Source organism: Lysinibacillus sp. COL-1, from assembly GCF_059814265.1.
Genome location: NZ_JCAWSJ010000004.1, coordinates 3610857 through 3627240, shown reverse-complemented (window position 1 = coordinate 3627240; position 16384 = coordinate 3610857). Strand labels below are relative to the sequence as shown.

The following is a 16384-nucleotide window of genomic DNA, read 5'->3' as shown; positions in this document are numbered from 1 at the left end:
TTTGAACATTTGTTAGTATACAACTTTATTGAAACTCTTCAAGAGGCGATTAAGCAATTAGAGGAACGTCAGCTTGAACTCCTTGCTGATCGCAATGCCTTACCGCAGTTGGAGAAAATTAATCACCTAATGCAAGAGCTTGAAACAAAATTAAATGAGCGCTTACAACAGTTTGGCACTGTCGAAGAAAGTACGAAAATGAGCGATTTAATGCGCCGCGGAACAGCTGCCATTTCAAAAGGGACTTCTCTTAGCTTAAGCTTGCTTACAAAATATATCCGCTTTGTCAATATGCAGCTCACACCTACCGCTAACACCATTTCACCTGAAAAAGTGCGCCAGTTTATTTTGGCGATGCATTCACCAGAAGCTAATCCGAATATCCCGACAGCCCATGATATTTTAAGTTTTATGGAACAAAATCAATATGAAGAAGAGGCGATGGATGGCCTGTGGGTCCCTGTAAAATTTGCTGCACCAATTGGTCCGCAGGATATTACAGATGCCATCCATTATTTGCAAACGTATGAACCGAAGCTAGAAAAGCCGATTTCTCATCAGCCTGAGCCTGAATATGAAGAGACCGAAATGGATGTTCGTCCAATAAAAGAAGCCTTGGAGGAAGTTTCATGGAAAATGACCCAATCACTAATTGATACAGAGCGAATTGAAAATTTTTTAAGTGAACATGGTGAAACAGAAATGGAAGAGCTCATTGTGGAATCAAGCTCAAATAGATGGCATGATGCCATTCTTTCATTATTAGCTGTCTCCGCATTAACTAGTAACAATAAGGTTGAACAGCAGCGTATCGAACAAACGAAAGATTATGAAAAACAATGGGAGTGGATAGACGATGACGACAAACGATTCACGGTTCGACAATACCCTCATGATGATGAATAGTTTAAAGGGTTATTTAACTACCGAAGAAGAATTAGCATTTATGCAGTTATTATTTTCTTCATCTGCATCGATCAAAGGGGCAAATTACGGCTTAGCTAAGAAGGATTTAGAAAAGTTGCTTGGCATTAAAAGTGGAGATGATGATGCTTTCCATTCATTCATCAATCGTTTAAATGCTGCGTTAAGTCGCTATTTCCGTATTATTTATGATGATCGTCGAGACCGCGTGATTGTCATGATGCATGTAACGGCAAAACATGCGAAATCAACATTAAGCAGTGAGGCACTCGCGATTATGTTGTATTTGTTTTATCACCAAGAAGTACTCGGGCATGAATTTACGCTGCTGCATCAAATCCTAGTTGATTTTGGCCATGAATCGCTAAATGCCAATCGCAAATTAAAAAATAATATCGACCAACTGAAAAAAATTGGCGCGGTTACAGACTACGAATCCGTCTCTGAAGAGGCATATATGTTAACAGCCATAGGAGTACATATGTTTTCAGAATCATTTTTACGACGTACAACGGAATTTGCCCAGGAAACACAGCTTAGTAAAGAAGAAGTAATGAAGTTTTTCAATCGTTATAACCTACATATCAAGGAGGAAAACGAATGATCCCGTATCAATTGAAAATTCATGGTGTTCGCGACTACTCACCGCGAAATATTGATTTTGGGGAAGCAGACGAGCATATTTTAATTACTGGTCCAAATGGTGTAGGGAAATCGACATTAACATTTTGCCTTGGTGCCGTGCTACATTCTTCGAAGGTAGAATTAGAGGGACTTCGTTCAACAAATTTAAACGTAAATGACCCTTGGTATGCACGTATAACACTCGTCTTTTTAAATGAAGGACCTACGAAAATTGATGGTCCTAAATTTATCGCCTTTCAGCTGACAGTTAATCAAGATACGAAAAATAGCCCGATTCAGCGCGAGTATGAGGTGTTAAATGGGCAAGATACAGCTAATTTAACATCTCATGCCCGCTATACATCTGGTGGTACAGCGGGTCGCACACTCAAGGCGTATCGCGAGGATTTACGTGTGCGCTATAAAATTGAACCAGATGTTTATTATTTAATTTGGTATCAGCAAGAAGTCAATCAATTTGCGGCGATGTACCCGGAAGAGCGTTTCCGCAAATTTAGTGACATGTTTGAGATTTCTGACATGCAAAAGGAATGGGAAAATTCATTAGAAAAAATTAAAGAAGTTCGCACGGAAATTGAATATTTAAAGGGTATTCAAAAAGGTGCGGAATTAAGTGTAAATGCGGCTCAAACCGAGCTCAATAAATATTTAGATAACAAAAAACGTATTTTCACATCCGGCCGAAAATACTATACCTTGCTCCATCAAATCATCACGTATTATAGCACCTCAATGGAAAGGATGGCTGAGCAAAAGGCGAAATATCAAGTGGAAAAGGAAAAACTAACGGTTACTCAGCAACAATTAAAGAGTAATATTGAAAGGCTAGAGCAACAAAAATTACAATTATCGGAGAATATTGCGACATTGACACAGCAATTAATCGATATTACCAATAACTTACAGAAGCAGGAAAATGAAGACACACAGCAACAAGCCTTGCAGCAGCAGTTAGAGCAGCAGCTTGAAGAAATCGATGAAAAGCGAAAGTATTTACATTTTGATGCCGAAACGACACAACGTAAGCTAGAAGAAATAAATGAACAATTAGCTACAATTACAAACCAAATAGGTGGGCTCAGTAATCAGCACAGCCAACTACGCCATCAACAACGCGAGCTCGATCAAGAAAAAGTCCGTTTAGAAATCACTTCATCAGAGCTAAAAGAAAAAATCACAAATGCAGAAAAGCACAAAGCAATATATGGAAGCAGTGCGCAAATCGAGCAGCAAATTAACACTCTATCACGGCAAAATGAGCAAGGTTTTGAACAGATACAGCATCTTACAATGGAATTAAAAATGTTGGAACAGAAAGTGACACTGTATGAACAAAAAAAGGTTGTATCCAAACGCCAGCAGCAGGGACTACTTCATTTAAAGCAGCAGCAGCTAGAGGCGTATACATTACGTGAGTTGATCGAACTTATGCCATCTGCTCCATTGGCGTTAGAAAAGCAGCTGGAGGCGATTAAATATACCATTTTTTATGTTGGGAAAAATTATAAGCCAGTCAATGATTTGTATTATGTATCACTTCAACAGCTTGTGCCGACTGAAAGTATCTCGAAGCTACCTGAGTATGGCTTACAAATTCGTAGCGATTTACCTGAACAGCAGCAGAATTATGCGAATAAGGCACTTTGGTGGGTGCAGCAATTTTTCTTAGAGAGCCCGAAAATCGAGCAAGGTCTATTATATGATACGCGCGGTATTCGCGGTGCACAGGAAGCGGCTCCATATATTTTAAGTGATTTGGCCATCGAAAAGTTGTTACAGGAAGTACAACAGAAATATACAAAAACAATGAACGAGAAGCAATATTTAGAACAACAATACGAAGAAAATCAACAACAGTTGAAACAGCTACAAGGTCATCTTCATACGATCCAATTAGCCGAAAGTACTCTATTAAAACAAGCGGATTATGCATCTTATAGGCAGCAGCTTGAGCTTGTCGAGCAAAAATTGTCAGATATTGATGATGAGCTAACCATACTTGAAATCCAACTAGAAAAGCTGAAAGGCGAGCAAATTGATGTACAGTATCATCAGAATGTTTATAAGCAACAATGGCAAATTCATGAGGAGCTCGGTGCCTTTGCAGAGCAGCAAATGCAGCTACAACGGATTGAGCGGACAAGAAAATATTTGCAGCAAAACATTCGAAAACTTATTAATGAACAAGAGACAAAAGAGCATGAAAATCATCAGCAAAAACGCAAGCAATCACAACTTGGTGAACAGCAACAACTATTCGAAAGCGATTTAAAAATCGTCGAAAGTCAAATAACAGGTTATGATTTATCGATTCAAAAGGCTAAGGAAAAGCTGGAGTTGGATGAAACGATGAAAAGTCGCTGTGAGCTTGATAAAATTGAACTTGAACAGGTTTTACCACAAGAAGCACAGCAACTAGACGAACAACTACTCATGATGAGCTTATCATTGACAATGCTACAGGCTGAAATTGAACAGGCTAAAGCAGAGCTACGCAATGCCCGCTTAGAAAAAATTAACGAAAATGCCCAGCAAAATTATGATCAACAAAAGGCTGATTTCGATAAGAAAAATGCTGATCTAGCGAAATCGGAGCAATTACTTGAAAGCAATACGATTCGTGCAAATGAGCTAGAGGACCGTTTAGAAACCACGATTACGATGCACTTGATAAAAATCAATACGCTTTTCCAAAAGTATATGGATTTATTTCAATTTGAGGGGCAAGTTGAAAAGGAACGCATTGAAGATAAATCAGGTCGTGTCAATTTCCGACTTTATATTAAAGCGCGTAAAATTGGGCATCAAGGTGCGCTTGAAGATGTGAGTATGAAGGCTCGTAGTGGAAAGGTGGGGCTAGGTGTATCAGGTGGGGAGGAATCACTAAGTTCACTCCTTTTTGCACTCGCACTACTACAAAACTTAGCCACTTCACCAGGCTATATCGTACTCGATGAGTTTGATAGCGCATTAGATGATGAGCGAAAAAATAAAGTGTTTAATCTCTATGCCGAAGAGCTACAACGTAAACTGATTATTGTGTCACCAAAGGGACATGATGAAACGTATTACAACTGCTTCTCGAAAGTATTCATTGTGGAACATGATGCTACGATTCCAAAAAGTACAATTCGTGGGATACAGAATAAGAAGTGAATGTAATTGCTTTTGATTAGTGATTGTATAAGGGTGTGTTAAAGTTTGCTAAACTTTTAACATACCTTTTTCGTATTTAATTGAACTGACATAGTTATTTGTGATAAGGGCCCCATACCATAAATACTTGAAGGTAGGTGATGCAGGGATTAGATCTAAATTTTTAAATTAAATATTAAATAGAGGTGCCTATTTTATACTACATACAAAACGGGCGTTTTTATGTTTTAAAGAGTTTACTATATATTGTGTTTTTGTATAGAAGTTTTCAAATTCTTCTTCATAATGATCTTTTTGCGCTTTTAGACATTTCAACCAATGTAAAAGGATTTTAATCAATGTAGCCATGTTAAATCGCATAAACGAGAACTTTTGCAGAATAGGAATAATCCATGTGAAATCGCTTTAGCTTCTTTGTCCACTGATTTACATGCATTTGACAAGTAGCAATATTATAACATCCATAGCAGGTAAAATATGATTCTGAAAATATCGATAGTTTTTACAAACTTTCTTTCTTCAACGCTATCTTCATACTGCTCAATCCACATGTTATAAATATCTTGATAAGTTTCATATTGTTGTTGTTTATATGTGCCACTGTATGTCTAGAGCTGTAACTGATTCATAGCATCTTGCACTTCTTTACATGATTTGAAGCTACGTCGAGTAGTAATTAAAGGCTCTCAAGTTAATGAATTTGTACCAAGGTAAAACTTAAACATAAAACGTTTTTCGCCATCTTTTAATGTATACTCTTTGATTTGGGAATTTCTCGCCCAAGTAATTTCGCCTCCGTACTGCTTACAGAGACAGAGTGTTAGGGGAGTAGAACCGTACATACTTATCATAGTGTTTATAGACAAATTAGAGTTTGTAGAAAAATAAAAAGAACAAGTCTAAAAAAGAGCTTGTTCTAATAGTTCATATATTATTAAACATTAGCTTTGATTTCCTCTGTTTCAACAATAAAAACCATCACCGCTATATTTATTATTATCCTTCACTGTGCTAAGACATCCTACCGCTTCACCAGCGACGGAGAATAATTTTTCGACCTCCCAACTGGGCATATATCATTAGGAGTTACTCACTTCTCGACATCATAGTCATTGGCAATTCTCCCATTTCAGTTTATTTCCATAGAAGTTATCAAGATCATCAAACGAAGCTCTGAAGACATTTAAATTAAAGTCAGTCGGCTCCAGCGTACCTTGAATGAATCCCAGCATGTCATTCGAGACGTTAGAAGCATCCACAGCCCATTCGTTCACCACTTTATATACTTCTTTGTCATAAGCCGTTTTTTTAGTTATAAGGACCGATGTAGCTAAGTTCTGTGTGATGCCGTTATAAGCGTTGATTGCGTTATCGAAATTTAGTGATCCACCTTCATTAAGTGCCACTCGTTTAAACTCAAGGTAATTAGCATACATTTCGTCTAAAGCAATTGCGTATTCAGGTGATAGACAAGATTTATCAGTAGCTGGCTTGTTTATTACCTCAACTGCTTCTACCTCTTTGGTTTCTATCACCTCAGGATTTTCACCTTCTGGGCTCAAACTTTCTTGTTTGTTCTCTGTAAGATAACCATTGGTTGATAAGAGATACCCTATAACTACAATAGCCATCACTATAATAGATGTTAAAATTGCAATTATTACTTTGTAAACGTTATTCTTTTTCATTTTTCAATAACCCCCAAATTATGCCTTGAAATATAACCATTCTGCCCTAAATACATCTTTTATTTGATCGAATTTATAGGATTTTACTTCAAAAATAAGCATTCCTAATTGTTGATGAAAAACATAATATCAGATTCATACCTAAACGCTTCATTAAATATATTTATTGGAATTTATTGTAAATTAAAGGCTTTATTTTTTAAATGCATCTTTTAATATTGTTAATAAAAAGTTCTTTTATTTAACATCTCATTTTGGTTTAATTTTGCATAAAACCACATTACATCATTAAATATAAAAACTTAACTTATAAAATTATTATATACTATAGTGGTAGTTAAGTGGTAACTTATCCCTAATTATCTAATTCTTCTGTAGTGTGAGTATAGAGAGCAGTTTAGTTTTAATATCCAAATGCATGGATAGTCTTTAAGTAAATGCCGAAGATATGAAGAAACCCCGTTTTTTTTTAATTTTTAGTAGGTAGAATGTGGCGATGTCGGTATTTAAACGAGCCCTCCTCTGACATTAATAGATATTGAGGTAGCCTTTTATAAAAACGATAAATGAAAAACTGAAAATTAAATGATAGCAATAATCCGCCTGAATTATTGATTGACCACAGATAACGTGTATGGATCTTTAGAAGAAATTTTTATTGAGTATACAAGATTTCTTTATCAAGGATAAACAACGATTCAACACTATATGTTTTCTAGTATGCCAAGTCAAACAAAATAACTTTATAGATTAGATGAAAACTTTTACTTATACCTATTACTAGCTATATACAGGGATTACTGAAGCGGAGTTTTTTCTAAATAGGATTTAAGACAATTAGAAAAAGCTCAATGCATTGTAATTTCTAATTCTATGTCAATATTTGCGATTACCGCATACTTTTTAATTATAATTTCAGCTTATTAACAATATCAAAATTCCTTATATATTAGGGGGCGGTCTATATTTGAAAACTTAAATTGTTTTTGGTTATTTTATGATTATTTACTATGTAAATTGTAAATTATATCAAAATTTTGTTTTTATAATATGTGTTAAAAATAAGTAATTATATTATTCATGGTTCCGCTTATAGCATAGCTTTCAAATGGATTATTAAAAAATCAGTAGTGAGTATGTACTTTTCGAAAAGTATTTTTTTGTCTTTAAAGTGGAGAGAGCAATTTATATAGCAATACTTAGAATTGGAGGAAGTTAAAAATGGGTAGGAAACAACCTATAGGATTACACAAAGCACAGAAATTTATAATTATTATTAGTGCATTTGTGTTCACTTTATTTTTGGCTATTAAAACGGTGGATTTTACCGATCAAATTCGATTTTTTTCCTTATTGAAGGATAAACAGTTTTTCACTTCTGTTGATAAAAACATTAAAAGTTTATATAATCCAGATTCAAATCAGTTGGATTTATCATTATTAACGAAAATTATATCGTTTGTTAATGAAGTAATATTGTTATTAATATTGTTATTATTAATATATTATTTTGTGTTATTTCTAATGAAAATTTTAAATACTGATTTATTGAGACAATTTACCTTATTATTTAAACTAATGAAACATAATTTAACTTATATCTCTTCGTTGGAAAAGATTTTAATAAAAGGTCTATATACTGTACCCTTTTTATTGCCGCTAATTTTTAATTTTGATTGGAACGCAGCTTTACTAATTATCATTGTTTTGTTAATATCATTTCTCTTTGTGAAATATTTATATGTAAAGACATTTAAAATCATTGCTATAAGTCTAGTAATTACCATCATTTTGGATTTTATAGTCATTTGTAATTTTCCTATAGAATATAAAAAATTATTAGTAATGATGGATTTATTTACGGCTACATATTCTTTTATAAGTATGATGGTTATTATAATTTGGGTATTTTATCGAACGATTAAGTTTGAATATTTAATAGCAGATTTAGAGAAAAAATTTTTGTTTGTTGAATATTTTACTGTTGATAAAAAGATTGGCTTTTATTCATCATTAGAGATTAGTTTTTTTAAGCGAAAAAGATATAGTAGGCGAGAAATTGCGAATGAGAGAGCGCAAATAATTAAACGCCGTAATAGTATGAATTTATATATAAGTTTTTATATTACAGTAATTGTATTCGCAACAGCATTATTGTTATTGAAAGTTTCTAATGACTATTTTTTAACATTTTTAATCATGTCACTTCTGTTTATTTCCACAAGATTTTTAATGAGAGGATATGAGATTTTAAAAGCGTTTTTTGTCGATGTAATTTCGGATCGCATAAAGTCGTCTTCTTTAAACTCAATGGATAGAATAATACTGATAATAAAAAGTCTAATCGAGATTGCGTTTCTATCATTCATTGTGAAGGTAACCTATTATTATTTAGTGAATGATTTAAGCAGTAGTTCGATTGAAGTCAAAAATATAATTAATTTGTTTTTGGGAAGTTTCGCTACACAATTATTTAATGTATCATATTCCCTTGATCAAGGTATATTCTTTGGAATTATTCACATAATACAAATCATAATTTCAAGTTGTTTAATCTTATTCTGTTTTGCGTTATATAGCGGCAAAATAATCAAATATCCTAAATATGAAGTAACCAAAAACTTATTAGGTAAGTTTGAAGTTTATGAATATAATGATCAAACAGGTAATAATATAGTTGAGTTTGAAAATTTATTACAACTGAGAAGAGATTTAAGCACAGCTAAAAATAGTAAAATTATGTATATGAATATAAAAGAAGCATATAATTATTTATTAGATTGGGAACAAAAAAATGATGAATTAAAGTCATATTTGCAGAAATAAAAAAGCTTTATTTGATGATTTTAAAGTATAAAAGTTCCATTTTTTTGTGAAGTTTTAATATGGAAATCCTGTTATTTCAATTCTTTCGGACAAACTTAATAAAGTCACATAATATCTTAGCTGTTTAAGTAATAAATACTTTACAGAAAATGTGACGGTGAGTTGTTAATGATTCCAGTAAAATATTTTTCAAGAGACTAGTTGGTTCATTAAAGTACATGTGAGTAAAGCACAACCTCCAGCCATATAATATAGCATGAATGCACCTAGTCTAGGCTAGGTGCATTTCATGTTGTTGAAAAAAGATGATGTCAACGGCAGAAAAAGCAAATTTGCAAGGTGAGAGGTTGATTTCCGTTCCGCCAGCGCCCTTTCCAGGGGGCGTCCGATGAGCCGCTTCACTCACTTACGCTCGCTCCAGGGTCTCATCTGTGACGCCAAATCCCCTAGGAGTGACGCTGGCTCCACTCCAATCAACCATTCTGCAAAGTTTCTTTACTTTTTTTCATAGTAGTAGAGCGATCAAATAGCCCATTATCTGTATTCTTAGAGGGGATAGGCTCTTATTTTCAATGTGGAGAAGTGATGCGTGACAACACCTCTTCATAAAAAGTAGTGAACACCTTCCCTTTATTTGAAAACCTTTACTAAAAAGAAATATTTTTATGGATTGGAGTGGAGGGCTACTTGACTCCCGTGGGATAGCGAGACAGGCGAGCCCCTACACGGAGCGGTAGCGGAGGAAGCGGCTCGGCGCTCGCCCACAGGAAAGCAAGTAGCCTGCAACGGAAATCTATTTTCACCTTTCACAAAAAGTCTATTGATGGTTTTGTTTTTCAACACTATGGAATGCACCTAGTCTAGGCTAGGTGCATTTTCTTTCAATGTAATGTCAGCATGTATGTTCATTTCAAAACTACCTCAAATAGAAGGTCTTCTCCCCAACCTAAAATTCATATACATAAAATAAAAGCTAATGGGAGTAGTGATTATTGGACAAACAACATCATAAGTACAGATGGGTTGTGTTTGTTGCTGTATTGTTTACCTATTTGTTAATGGCAAGTCAGCGAACTGCTCCGGGGTTAATTACGGACCAATTAATGAAGGATTTTGGTGTGACAGCATCGACGATCGGGTTATTGACGAGTATACAATTTTTTGTGTATGCGGGTTTGCAGATTCCGATGGGGATTTTAGCGGATCGGTTTGGGCCGAATTTTTTTCTTATCGTTGGTGCTGCCCTTACAGGATTAGGTACAATTCTTTATAGTTTAGGTACACATGAATTCGTACTGTTTTTCTCTAGAATGCTTACTGGGGTAGGAGATGCGACCATATGGGTGAATATGGTGCTCATTTTGGCGCAATGGTTTCAGAAAAAGGAGTTTGTCCGATTAATTGGTTTTACTGGGATGACTGGGAGTCTTGGTTTCTTATTGGCGACAGTCCCTTTTGCGACCTTGATCCTGTTATTTGGTTGGCGGATCACATTTTTTTCAACGGGGCTCTTATTATGCTTATGTGGAGTGCTTCTTTATTTTGTGCTTGTGAAAACTACAAAACGAATTTTTGCAGAAGAATTAGTAGTAGTAACTGAGGAAGTACAACGTGAAAAAACCTCTGTTTTATTACGCAGAATATGTTTGAGTCGACAAGCGTGGGCTTTATTTTTTTGTCATTTTGGCGTTGTGGGAGGCTATGTTGGCTTTATCAGCTCGTGGGCTGTTCCGTATGGGATCAATATGTATGAGATGACACGTGCTGAGGCAAGCCAGCTCATTATGATTGGATTGATTGGGGCACTGATGGGAGCTCCGTTAACGAGTTGGGTTGCAGGTTGGTTAGGAACGATTAAAAAGCCTTATATTGTTGTTCATATTGCAGTTTTAGTGAGTTGGTTTGCCTTTCTTTTATGGAAAGGGCATCCATCCATTTTCATGCTCATTGTCCTGTTCTTTATCATCGGCTTTGGATATGGTGCAAGTGCCTTGACTTTTGCAGCTGTTCGCCAAACTTTCCCTTTAGCTGAATCAGGTATCGTTTCGGGGTTTGCCAATACAGGGGGCTTTCTAAGTGCAGCATTATTACCCATTATGTTTGGCTATATTTTGGATTATTTTCAGTCTGCCTCAGGTAACATCAGTGATGGATATTACTATGGTTTCATCTCGCCAGTCGCATTCTCTGTTATGGGCTTAATTGGGGTGATGTTGTTTAAGGAAAGGCGTGTGGAAACAGGAGGTTGACAACATCCTTTTATCCTACTTATAAACAGAGCATGGATTTTGAAGGTGAATAAAACTACGCCATAATGTAATGACAAAAGGGAATACCTGTATTAAAGGTAATTCCCTTTTATTGTACAAAACGAATCCACATTACTCCTTCAACGTAATCATTACAGTATAAATTTACTATCTTATTGATTAAAATTACATAGAAATATAAAATGTATATATTGAGCTTTTTGTAACATATTTCATAATTAGGTATTTAAAAAGATGTTTCCCCTGAGTAGGATTTATTTTTTATGAAAAGATTGATACATAAGAATAGTACCAATGGATCGTTATTATTTTTTGCATTCAAGAACAAAAGATTTTCAATAGCAATATTACATAATGGGGAAAGCGTAAAGGGGTAATGAACAGTGTTAAAAGTTAAACATATTGCAATCGGTGTTGGTCTCATTTTAATGTTGTCTGCTTGTAATGATGAAAAAGTTATAAAAGAAAAAAATATGGAAAGCGGTATTGAGGCAGAGATTTTAACATTAGAAACACTTATAAAAGAAAGGAAATATGAGGATCTTTTAGTTGAAATGGAAACTTTAGATGTATCAGAATCAGAAATTGATAAAGTTAGAGCAGTTGGTACAAAATTTGTAGATCAATTAATACAGGAAAAAAATGTACAATTCTTGGGATCTAAATATAACAGAATGAGAATCGTTTTGAATCGTGAAGATTGGAATAAGGTTGTAAAAATTATAGAAGAAGAGAAAAAGTTAAAATTAGATGAGATGGAACAAGCAGTCAGAACAAAAGATTTCCTAAAAGTTCAAGAACTATATGAAAATACAAAAGTACTAGAAGACAATGAAGAATTTTTAGCAATGTATAATTATGCTTTATATTTACAAACCGATCAGAATTCCTATAAGGCTTCAGGAGCACTAGCACTTGCTGTAAATCCTAAATACTTTGGAAGAATGAGGGATGAAATTGTAGCAGGAATAACAAATACGTCTTATGCCAATCCATCATCGTTTGGGCCAATAACTCTAAATGATTGGGGATGGATAGAACATGAATATCGAAGTAATTTATATACAATGGAGAGAAGAGCTGAAGAAAAAAAAGTAATGAACGAAAAAATTGAAAATGCAAGGGGGATGAATCCTACACTTGGAATGACATATGACGAAGTATTAGCATCACTATGGGGCGCACCTTATGATATTAATAGAACAGTAACAGAATACGGGTCTTATGAACAATGGGTTTATGGAAACGGGCAATATCTTTATTTTGAAGATGGTATATTAACTAGTTTCCAAGATTAAATAAGGAGTTTAAATCAATTTCACTAATGCATTTTATTATTTACTGTTCGTAAATGTATAAAAATCGTTTGAACGTTGGTGCTCCATCTTCTGAATGATCCTAACTCAATTTCAAAAAGGGAACATCTAAGTTTTAGATTGTTCCCCTTTATTTCATTGGTCAATAATATGTTTTTCCTTATTTAATATAGGAATAACTAAAAATGCGTAGCGAACTCAAATATTACCCTATCCCATATAAACACTCTCACAAGTATCTGGAGCTGGTTCATAGAAGCAATGATTTTTGAATTGACCAGTAAACGGCTGGCCGTACCATGTTGGGGGACATGGGGCATATGGATTGAAGTACCAGAGTGCATATTTTGCTGGATGATCTCGCCAGAAGTCTAAATTTTGTTTCGCTAATCTTTTTTCGGTTTCTCTCGCTCTTTGGTAAAACATATTGCCTTTTTGAACGGCTTCAAAAGAATAATTTCCACCTTGTACCTGGTAAATAACTTGTTCAATGGTTCTAACATCGTTGAAGTCTAAACAAGATGCTACTGCACGATTGACAATGACGTTGCCAACGTATAGCATACCCTGTTGTCCTTCACCCTCAGCCTCAGCTCTCATCATCCTTGCCATTAAAGCAACGTCTGCATCGCGGTATTTTACTCTTGGCATTTTTACACCTCCACCCTATAGTATGAAAAAGATCAAGGCTGGTTTCGCTTTATCTAGAAATTCGTTGTTTTTCATACTACTCAATAAAAAAACGCCATCATTGCAGTGTACAAACAGCAAGATGGCGTCTTTAGATTAAAAATTCTTTTTAAAATAAGGTGTTTTTTTCAGTACAACACATACTGGAATGGCGATCATTAAGCCTACAAAGTTTTGAATGACGTCTCCTGGAATGGATGCCATCGGTGCAATCCAGCTATTGAACATAATGGCTTGCCCCACATAGTAAACGGCAATCATCACAGGCATGGATACGACGGCCCCTAAAATATTCAGCCCAAGATTATCACCTGTATGTCCTTTTGACCAGGCGATTTTACCAACGATGAAGCCTTGTAATGCACGTGAAATAATAGTAGTCGGTGCCCAGATTAACCAGCCGCCTACGATATCGAATAAACCCATTCCGATGGCTCCAGCAAGTGCCCCTTTTTTAGGTCCGAATAAAATGGCTGAAATGAAAAGCATGGATGTCCCTAAATGAATAAGTCCACCTTGCCCGATCGGTAGCTTAAGATTGATGAACATGGTAGCTACGAAAACAAGTGCTGCTAAAATAGCTGTAATGACTAAATCAAATGTTTTCGTGCGTGATTTTGTAAAGGATGATGGCCTTTGTATATTTTGCATTTATCTCTTCCTCACTATGATGAATATTTTGATGATTTTTACTTTAGCAAAGGACTGACTGTTGTGAAAGTGTCAATTTTATAAAAAAATTAGAGGTCAGATTGAGGTTATTTTCGCATCTTTCTAATTGTGATACGATGAGGTAAGTATAAGCAGGATGAGTTAGGTGGAATGAATGATGAAAAAAGTTGCTGTAATTCAAGATATGTCATCCTTTGGGAAGTGCTCGTTAACGGCTGCGATACCTGTACTGTCTGTAATGGGCGTACAAGCAGTACCGCTTCCAACAGCTATTTTAACGGCGCAAACAGGGTATTCGAGTTTTTATTGTGAGGATTTAACGTCAAAGATGGACTATTTTGTAGATGAGTGGAGCAAGCTTGGAACTACCTTTGATGGCATTCACACAGGATTTGTCACAGGGAAGGAGCAAATCGATAATATCTTTCGTTTTTTGGACGTGTTTCACGCCAATGAAACGACATTGCTTGTTGACCCAGTGATGGGCGATCATGGCGAGGTTTATAAAATGTTTACGGGTGAGTTACTTGATCGAATGAAAGAGTTAGTGAAGTGTGCTGACATTATTACACCAAATGTTACGGAATGCTGCTTGCTTACAGGTTTGTCGTATGAGAAGCTACAGCGCTATCAAAACGATATCGAGTATATTCAGACTCTTGAAGAGGCAGGACAACAGCTACAACAGGCGACTGGAGCGAACGTCATTATTACTGGATTGAATCCACCAACAGCAGCTGCGGGCAAGCGTTATGTTGGCAATATGTTTGTCGATGCGGAGCGGTCTTTCCATAGTATTCGCAACTATAACGGTGAGAGCTATTCAGGTACAGGTGATCTATTTGCATCCGTTGTGATGGGCGGCATGATGCGTGGGCAAGATTTAGTGGAGTCTATGAAGCTGGCAGAGACATTTTTAGCCGCCGCGATCGAAGCTACATCGAAGGAGCAAGTTCCACGCGAGGCAGGCGTACATTTTGAACAGTTTTTACGCATGCTACTTTAGATTATTATTGATTTCCTCTATTGGATATTTGAAAAAGGGTCATTTGATTTTCTTGAAGGATTGATAAATTTATGAGTGGCGAGGGGGCTAATATGAGCTTACACGCCGCTTTTATTTTAGGGCACTATTTGTGACTAAATAATGTGCGTAGAATTTAAAGTTAAATATTAAAAAATACAATTGAGGTTATAAGTTTGATATGGGAAGCCTTTTTAATTTCTATTAGCTAAGTTTATTACTTAACCGTGTGCAAGCAGCGTATCTTTCTCTTTTCACTTTGTATTAAAATATTTTGAACAAGCGATTGTGAGCTTACTCGTTTTGGGAAGTTAAGTGTTGTTAGGGTGCAGAAAAAACGTAGTGTGCTGTAATAAAAGGTTTCTTCTTATTTCGTCATAATAAAAATGTTATAATGAAAAGGAAAGCCAGTTTTGATTGAAGTACAATCAAAATTGGCTTTGGTTCTGTTCAACCTCATGTAATACCTTGTTATTTTTTATCACTGTATAATGAGAAAGTGGAAGTTGGTGTAATATGAAGAATCGTAGTCAAATTAAACAAGACCGTGCTCATGAAACGCGTAGGACATTAATTGAGGCTGGGAAAAAAGTATTTTTCGAACTGGGCTTTCAGAAATCAACGATGAAGCAAATTATTAAGGAAGCTGGTGTTGGGCATGGCACAGCTTATGTTTATTTTTCCAATAAAGATGCACTTTTAATAGAAATAATCGATTCGCTTCTTGAAAAAATGTACAATATTGCGAAGTTAAGCTTTGTTCCGAAATCAAAGGAAGAAGCAAGAGAGCAAATTACATTCCAGGTAAAGGCATTCAATAAGCAAGGTATAGAAAACGAGAAGCTCATGAAGCTGGTTCTTGAGGCAATAGGGAGCTCAGAGGAAATTCGTCAAAAATGGTCTCTTGTTCAGCAACACTTTATTGATCATATTGAGAAAGATATTTTATATGTGCAAAATAATAATATTGCATACGCCCATCTAAATGCCAAAGATGTTGCAAATATGTGGTATCACATTAATGAGAGTTTCCTTTGGCGTTGCTTGCAAGACCCAAATGTCTCAATCGAGCAAAATGTAGAATTAATGGTACATTTTTATATGAAAGGCCTCTATACTGATTAACCTCCCCCTGTTGGAGGTTTTTTCTGTTTTATGTATTAAAAATCAATT

At 35.3% G+C, this 16384-nt stretch carries 11 protein-coding genes; 8 read left to right on the top strand and 3 right to left on the bottom strand.

What is annotated here, in order from left to right:
• Window positions 1-9 precede the first annotated feature (9 nt).
• The 3 genes from AC6BKE_RS26330 to AC6BKE_RS26320 are packed head-to-tail and all read left to right on the top strand — an operon-like array spanning window position 10 to window position 4725.
• Window positions 10-906: a hypothetical protein gene (locus AC6BKE_RS26330; RefSeq protein WP_499858286.1), complete on the top strand. Its 897-nt coding sequence runs from the start codon at window positions 10-12 to the stop codon at window positions 904-906.
• Window positions 857-1528: a hypothetical protein gene (locus AC6BKE_RS26325; protein WP_330493715.1), complete on the top strand. Its 672-nt coding sequence runs from the start codon at window positions 857-859 to the stop codon at window positions 1526-1528. The genes AC6BKE_RS26330 and AC6BKE_RS26325 overlap by 50 nt, the downstream gene beginning before the upstream one ends.
• Window positions 1525-4725, top strand: coding sequence for an AAA family ATPase (locus tag AC6BKE_RS26320; protein WP_499858285.1), 3201 nt, complete (start codon window positions 1525-1527; stop codon window positions 4723-4725). The genes AC6BKE_RS26325 and AC6BKE_RS26320 overlap by 4 nt, the downstream gene beginning before the upstream one ends.
• Before the next feature lie 1109 nt (window positions 4726-5834).
• Here AC6BKE_RS26320 and AC6BKE_RS26315 read toward each other — a convergent pair.
• Window positions 5835-6413 carry a hypothetical protein gene (locus AC6BKE_RS26315; protein ID WP_036122920.1) on the bottom strand — a complete coding sequence of 193 codons (579 nt, stop codon included), beginning with the start codon at window positions 6411-6413 and terminating at the stop codon, window positions 5835-5837.
• A gap of 1221 nt (window positions 6414-7634) precedes the next feature.
• Here AC6BKE_RS26315 and AC6BKE_RS26310 point away from each other — a divergent pair.
• The 3 genes from AC6BKE_RS26310 to AC6BKE_RS26300 all read left to right on the top strand — a co-directional run bounded on the left by AC6BKE_RS26310 (window position 7635) and on the right by AC6BKE_RS26300 (window position 12807).
• A complete protein-coding gene (locus tag AC6BKE_RS26310; protein ID WP_058844395.1) occupies window positions 7635-9239 on the top strand; it encodes a hypothetical protein in 1605 nt (534 codons plus the stop codon).
• A gap of 992 nt (window positions 9240-10231) precedes the next feature.
• On the top strand, window positions 10232-11488 hold the full coding sequence (locus AC6BKE_RS26305; protein ID WP_499858284.1) for an MFS transporter: 1257 nt from the start codon (window positions 10232-10234) through the stop codon (window positions 11486-11488).
• A 404-nt stretch (window positions 11489-11892) separates the two neighbouring features.
• On the top strand, window positions 11893-12807 hold the full coding sequence (locus AC6BKE_RS26300; RefSeq protein WP_058844805.1) for a hypothetical protein: 915 nt from the start codon (window positions 11893-11895) through the stop codon (window positions 12805-12807).
• Between the two features lie 228 nt (window positions 12808-13035).
• Here AC6BKE_RS26300 and AC6BKE_RS26295 read toward each other — a convergent pair whose 3' ends face one another.
• The gene (locus tag AC6BKE_RS26295; RefSeq protein ID WP_036122904.1) at window positions 13036-13476 is read right to left on the bottom strand and encodes a cell wall hydrolase; all 441 of its coding nucleotides are present in this window, start codon (window positions 13474-13476) and stop codon (window positions 13036-13038) included.
• 135 nt (window positions 13477-13611) lie between these two features.
• Window positions 13612-14166, bottom strand: a complete 555-nt coding sequence (locus tag AC6BKE_RS26290) for an ECF transporter S component (RefSeq protein ID WP_036122901.1) — start codon at window positions 14164-14166, stop codon at window positions 13612-13614.
• Between the two features lie 178 nt (window positions 14167-14344).
• On the opposite strand from AC6BKE_RS26290, the gene AC6BKE_RS26285 reads away from it, so the two are divergent.
• Both AC6BKE_RS26285 and AC6BKE_RS26280 read left to right on the top strand, forming a co-directional pair.
• Window positions 14345-15193: a pyridoxamine kinase gene (locus tag AC6BKE_RS26285; protein WP_036122898.1), complete on the top strand. Its 849-nt coding sequence runs from the start codon at window positions 14345-14347 to the stop codon at window positions 15191-15193.
• A gap of 534 nt (window positions 15194-15727) precedes the next feature.
• On the top strand, window positions 15728-16336 hold the full coding sequence (locus tag AC6BKE_RS26280; RefSeq protein WP_036122895.1) for a TetR/AcrR family transcriptional regulator: 609 nt from the start codon (window positions 15728-15730) through the stop codon (window positions 16334-16336).
• The last annotated feature ends 48 nt before the right edge of the window (window positions 16337-16384 follow it).

Bases quoted from the DNA above. Each gene is read 5' to 3' on its own strand.
- AC6BKE_RS26325 (WP_330493715.1), top strand. From the start codon at position 857: ATGACGACAAACGATTCACGGTTCGACAATACCCTCATGATGATGAAT.
- AC6BKE_RS26320 (WP_499858285.1), top strand. From the start codon at position 1,525: ATGATCCCGTATCAATTGAAAATTCATGGTGTTCGCGACTACTCACCG.
- AC6BKE_RS26315 (WP_036122920.1), bottom strand. From the start codon at position 6,413: ATGAAAAAGAATAACGTTTACAAAGTAATAATTGCAATTTTAACATCT.
- AC6BKE_RS26310 (WP_058844395.1), top strand. From the start codon at position 7,635: ATGGGTAGGAAACAACCTATAGGATTACACAAAGCACAGAAATTTATA.
- AC6BKE_RS26295 (WP_036122904.1), bottom strand. From the start codon at position 13,476: ATGCCAAGAGTAAAATACCGCGATGCAGACGTTGCTTTAATGGCAAGG.
- AC6BKE_RS26290 (WP_036122901.1), bottom strand. From the start codon at position 14,166: ATGCAAAATATACAAAGGCCATCATCCTTTACAAAATCACGCACGAAA.
- AC6BKE_RS26285 (WP_036122898.1), top strand. From the start codon at position 14,345: ATGAAAAAAGTTGCTGTAATTCAAGATATGTCATCCTTTGGGAAGTGC.
- AC6BKE_RS26280 (WP_036122895.1), top strand. From the start codon at position 15,728: ATGAAGAATCGTAGTCAAATTAAACAAGACCGTGCTCATGAAACGCGT.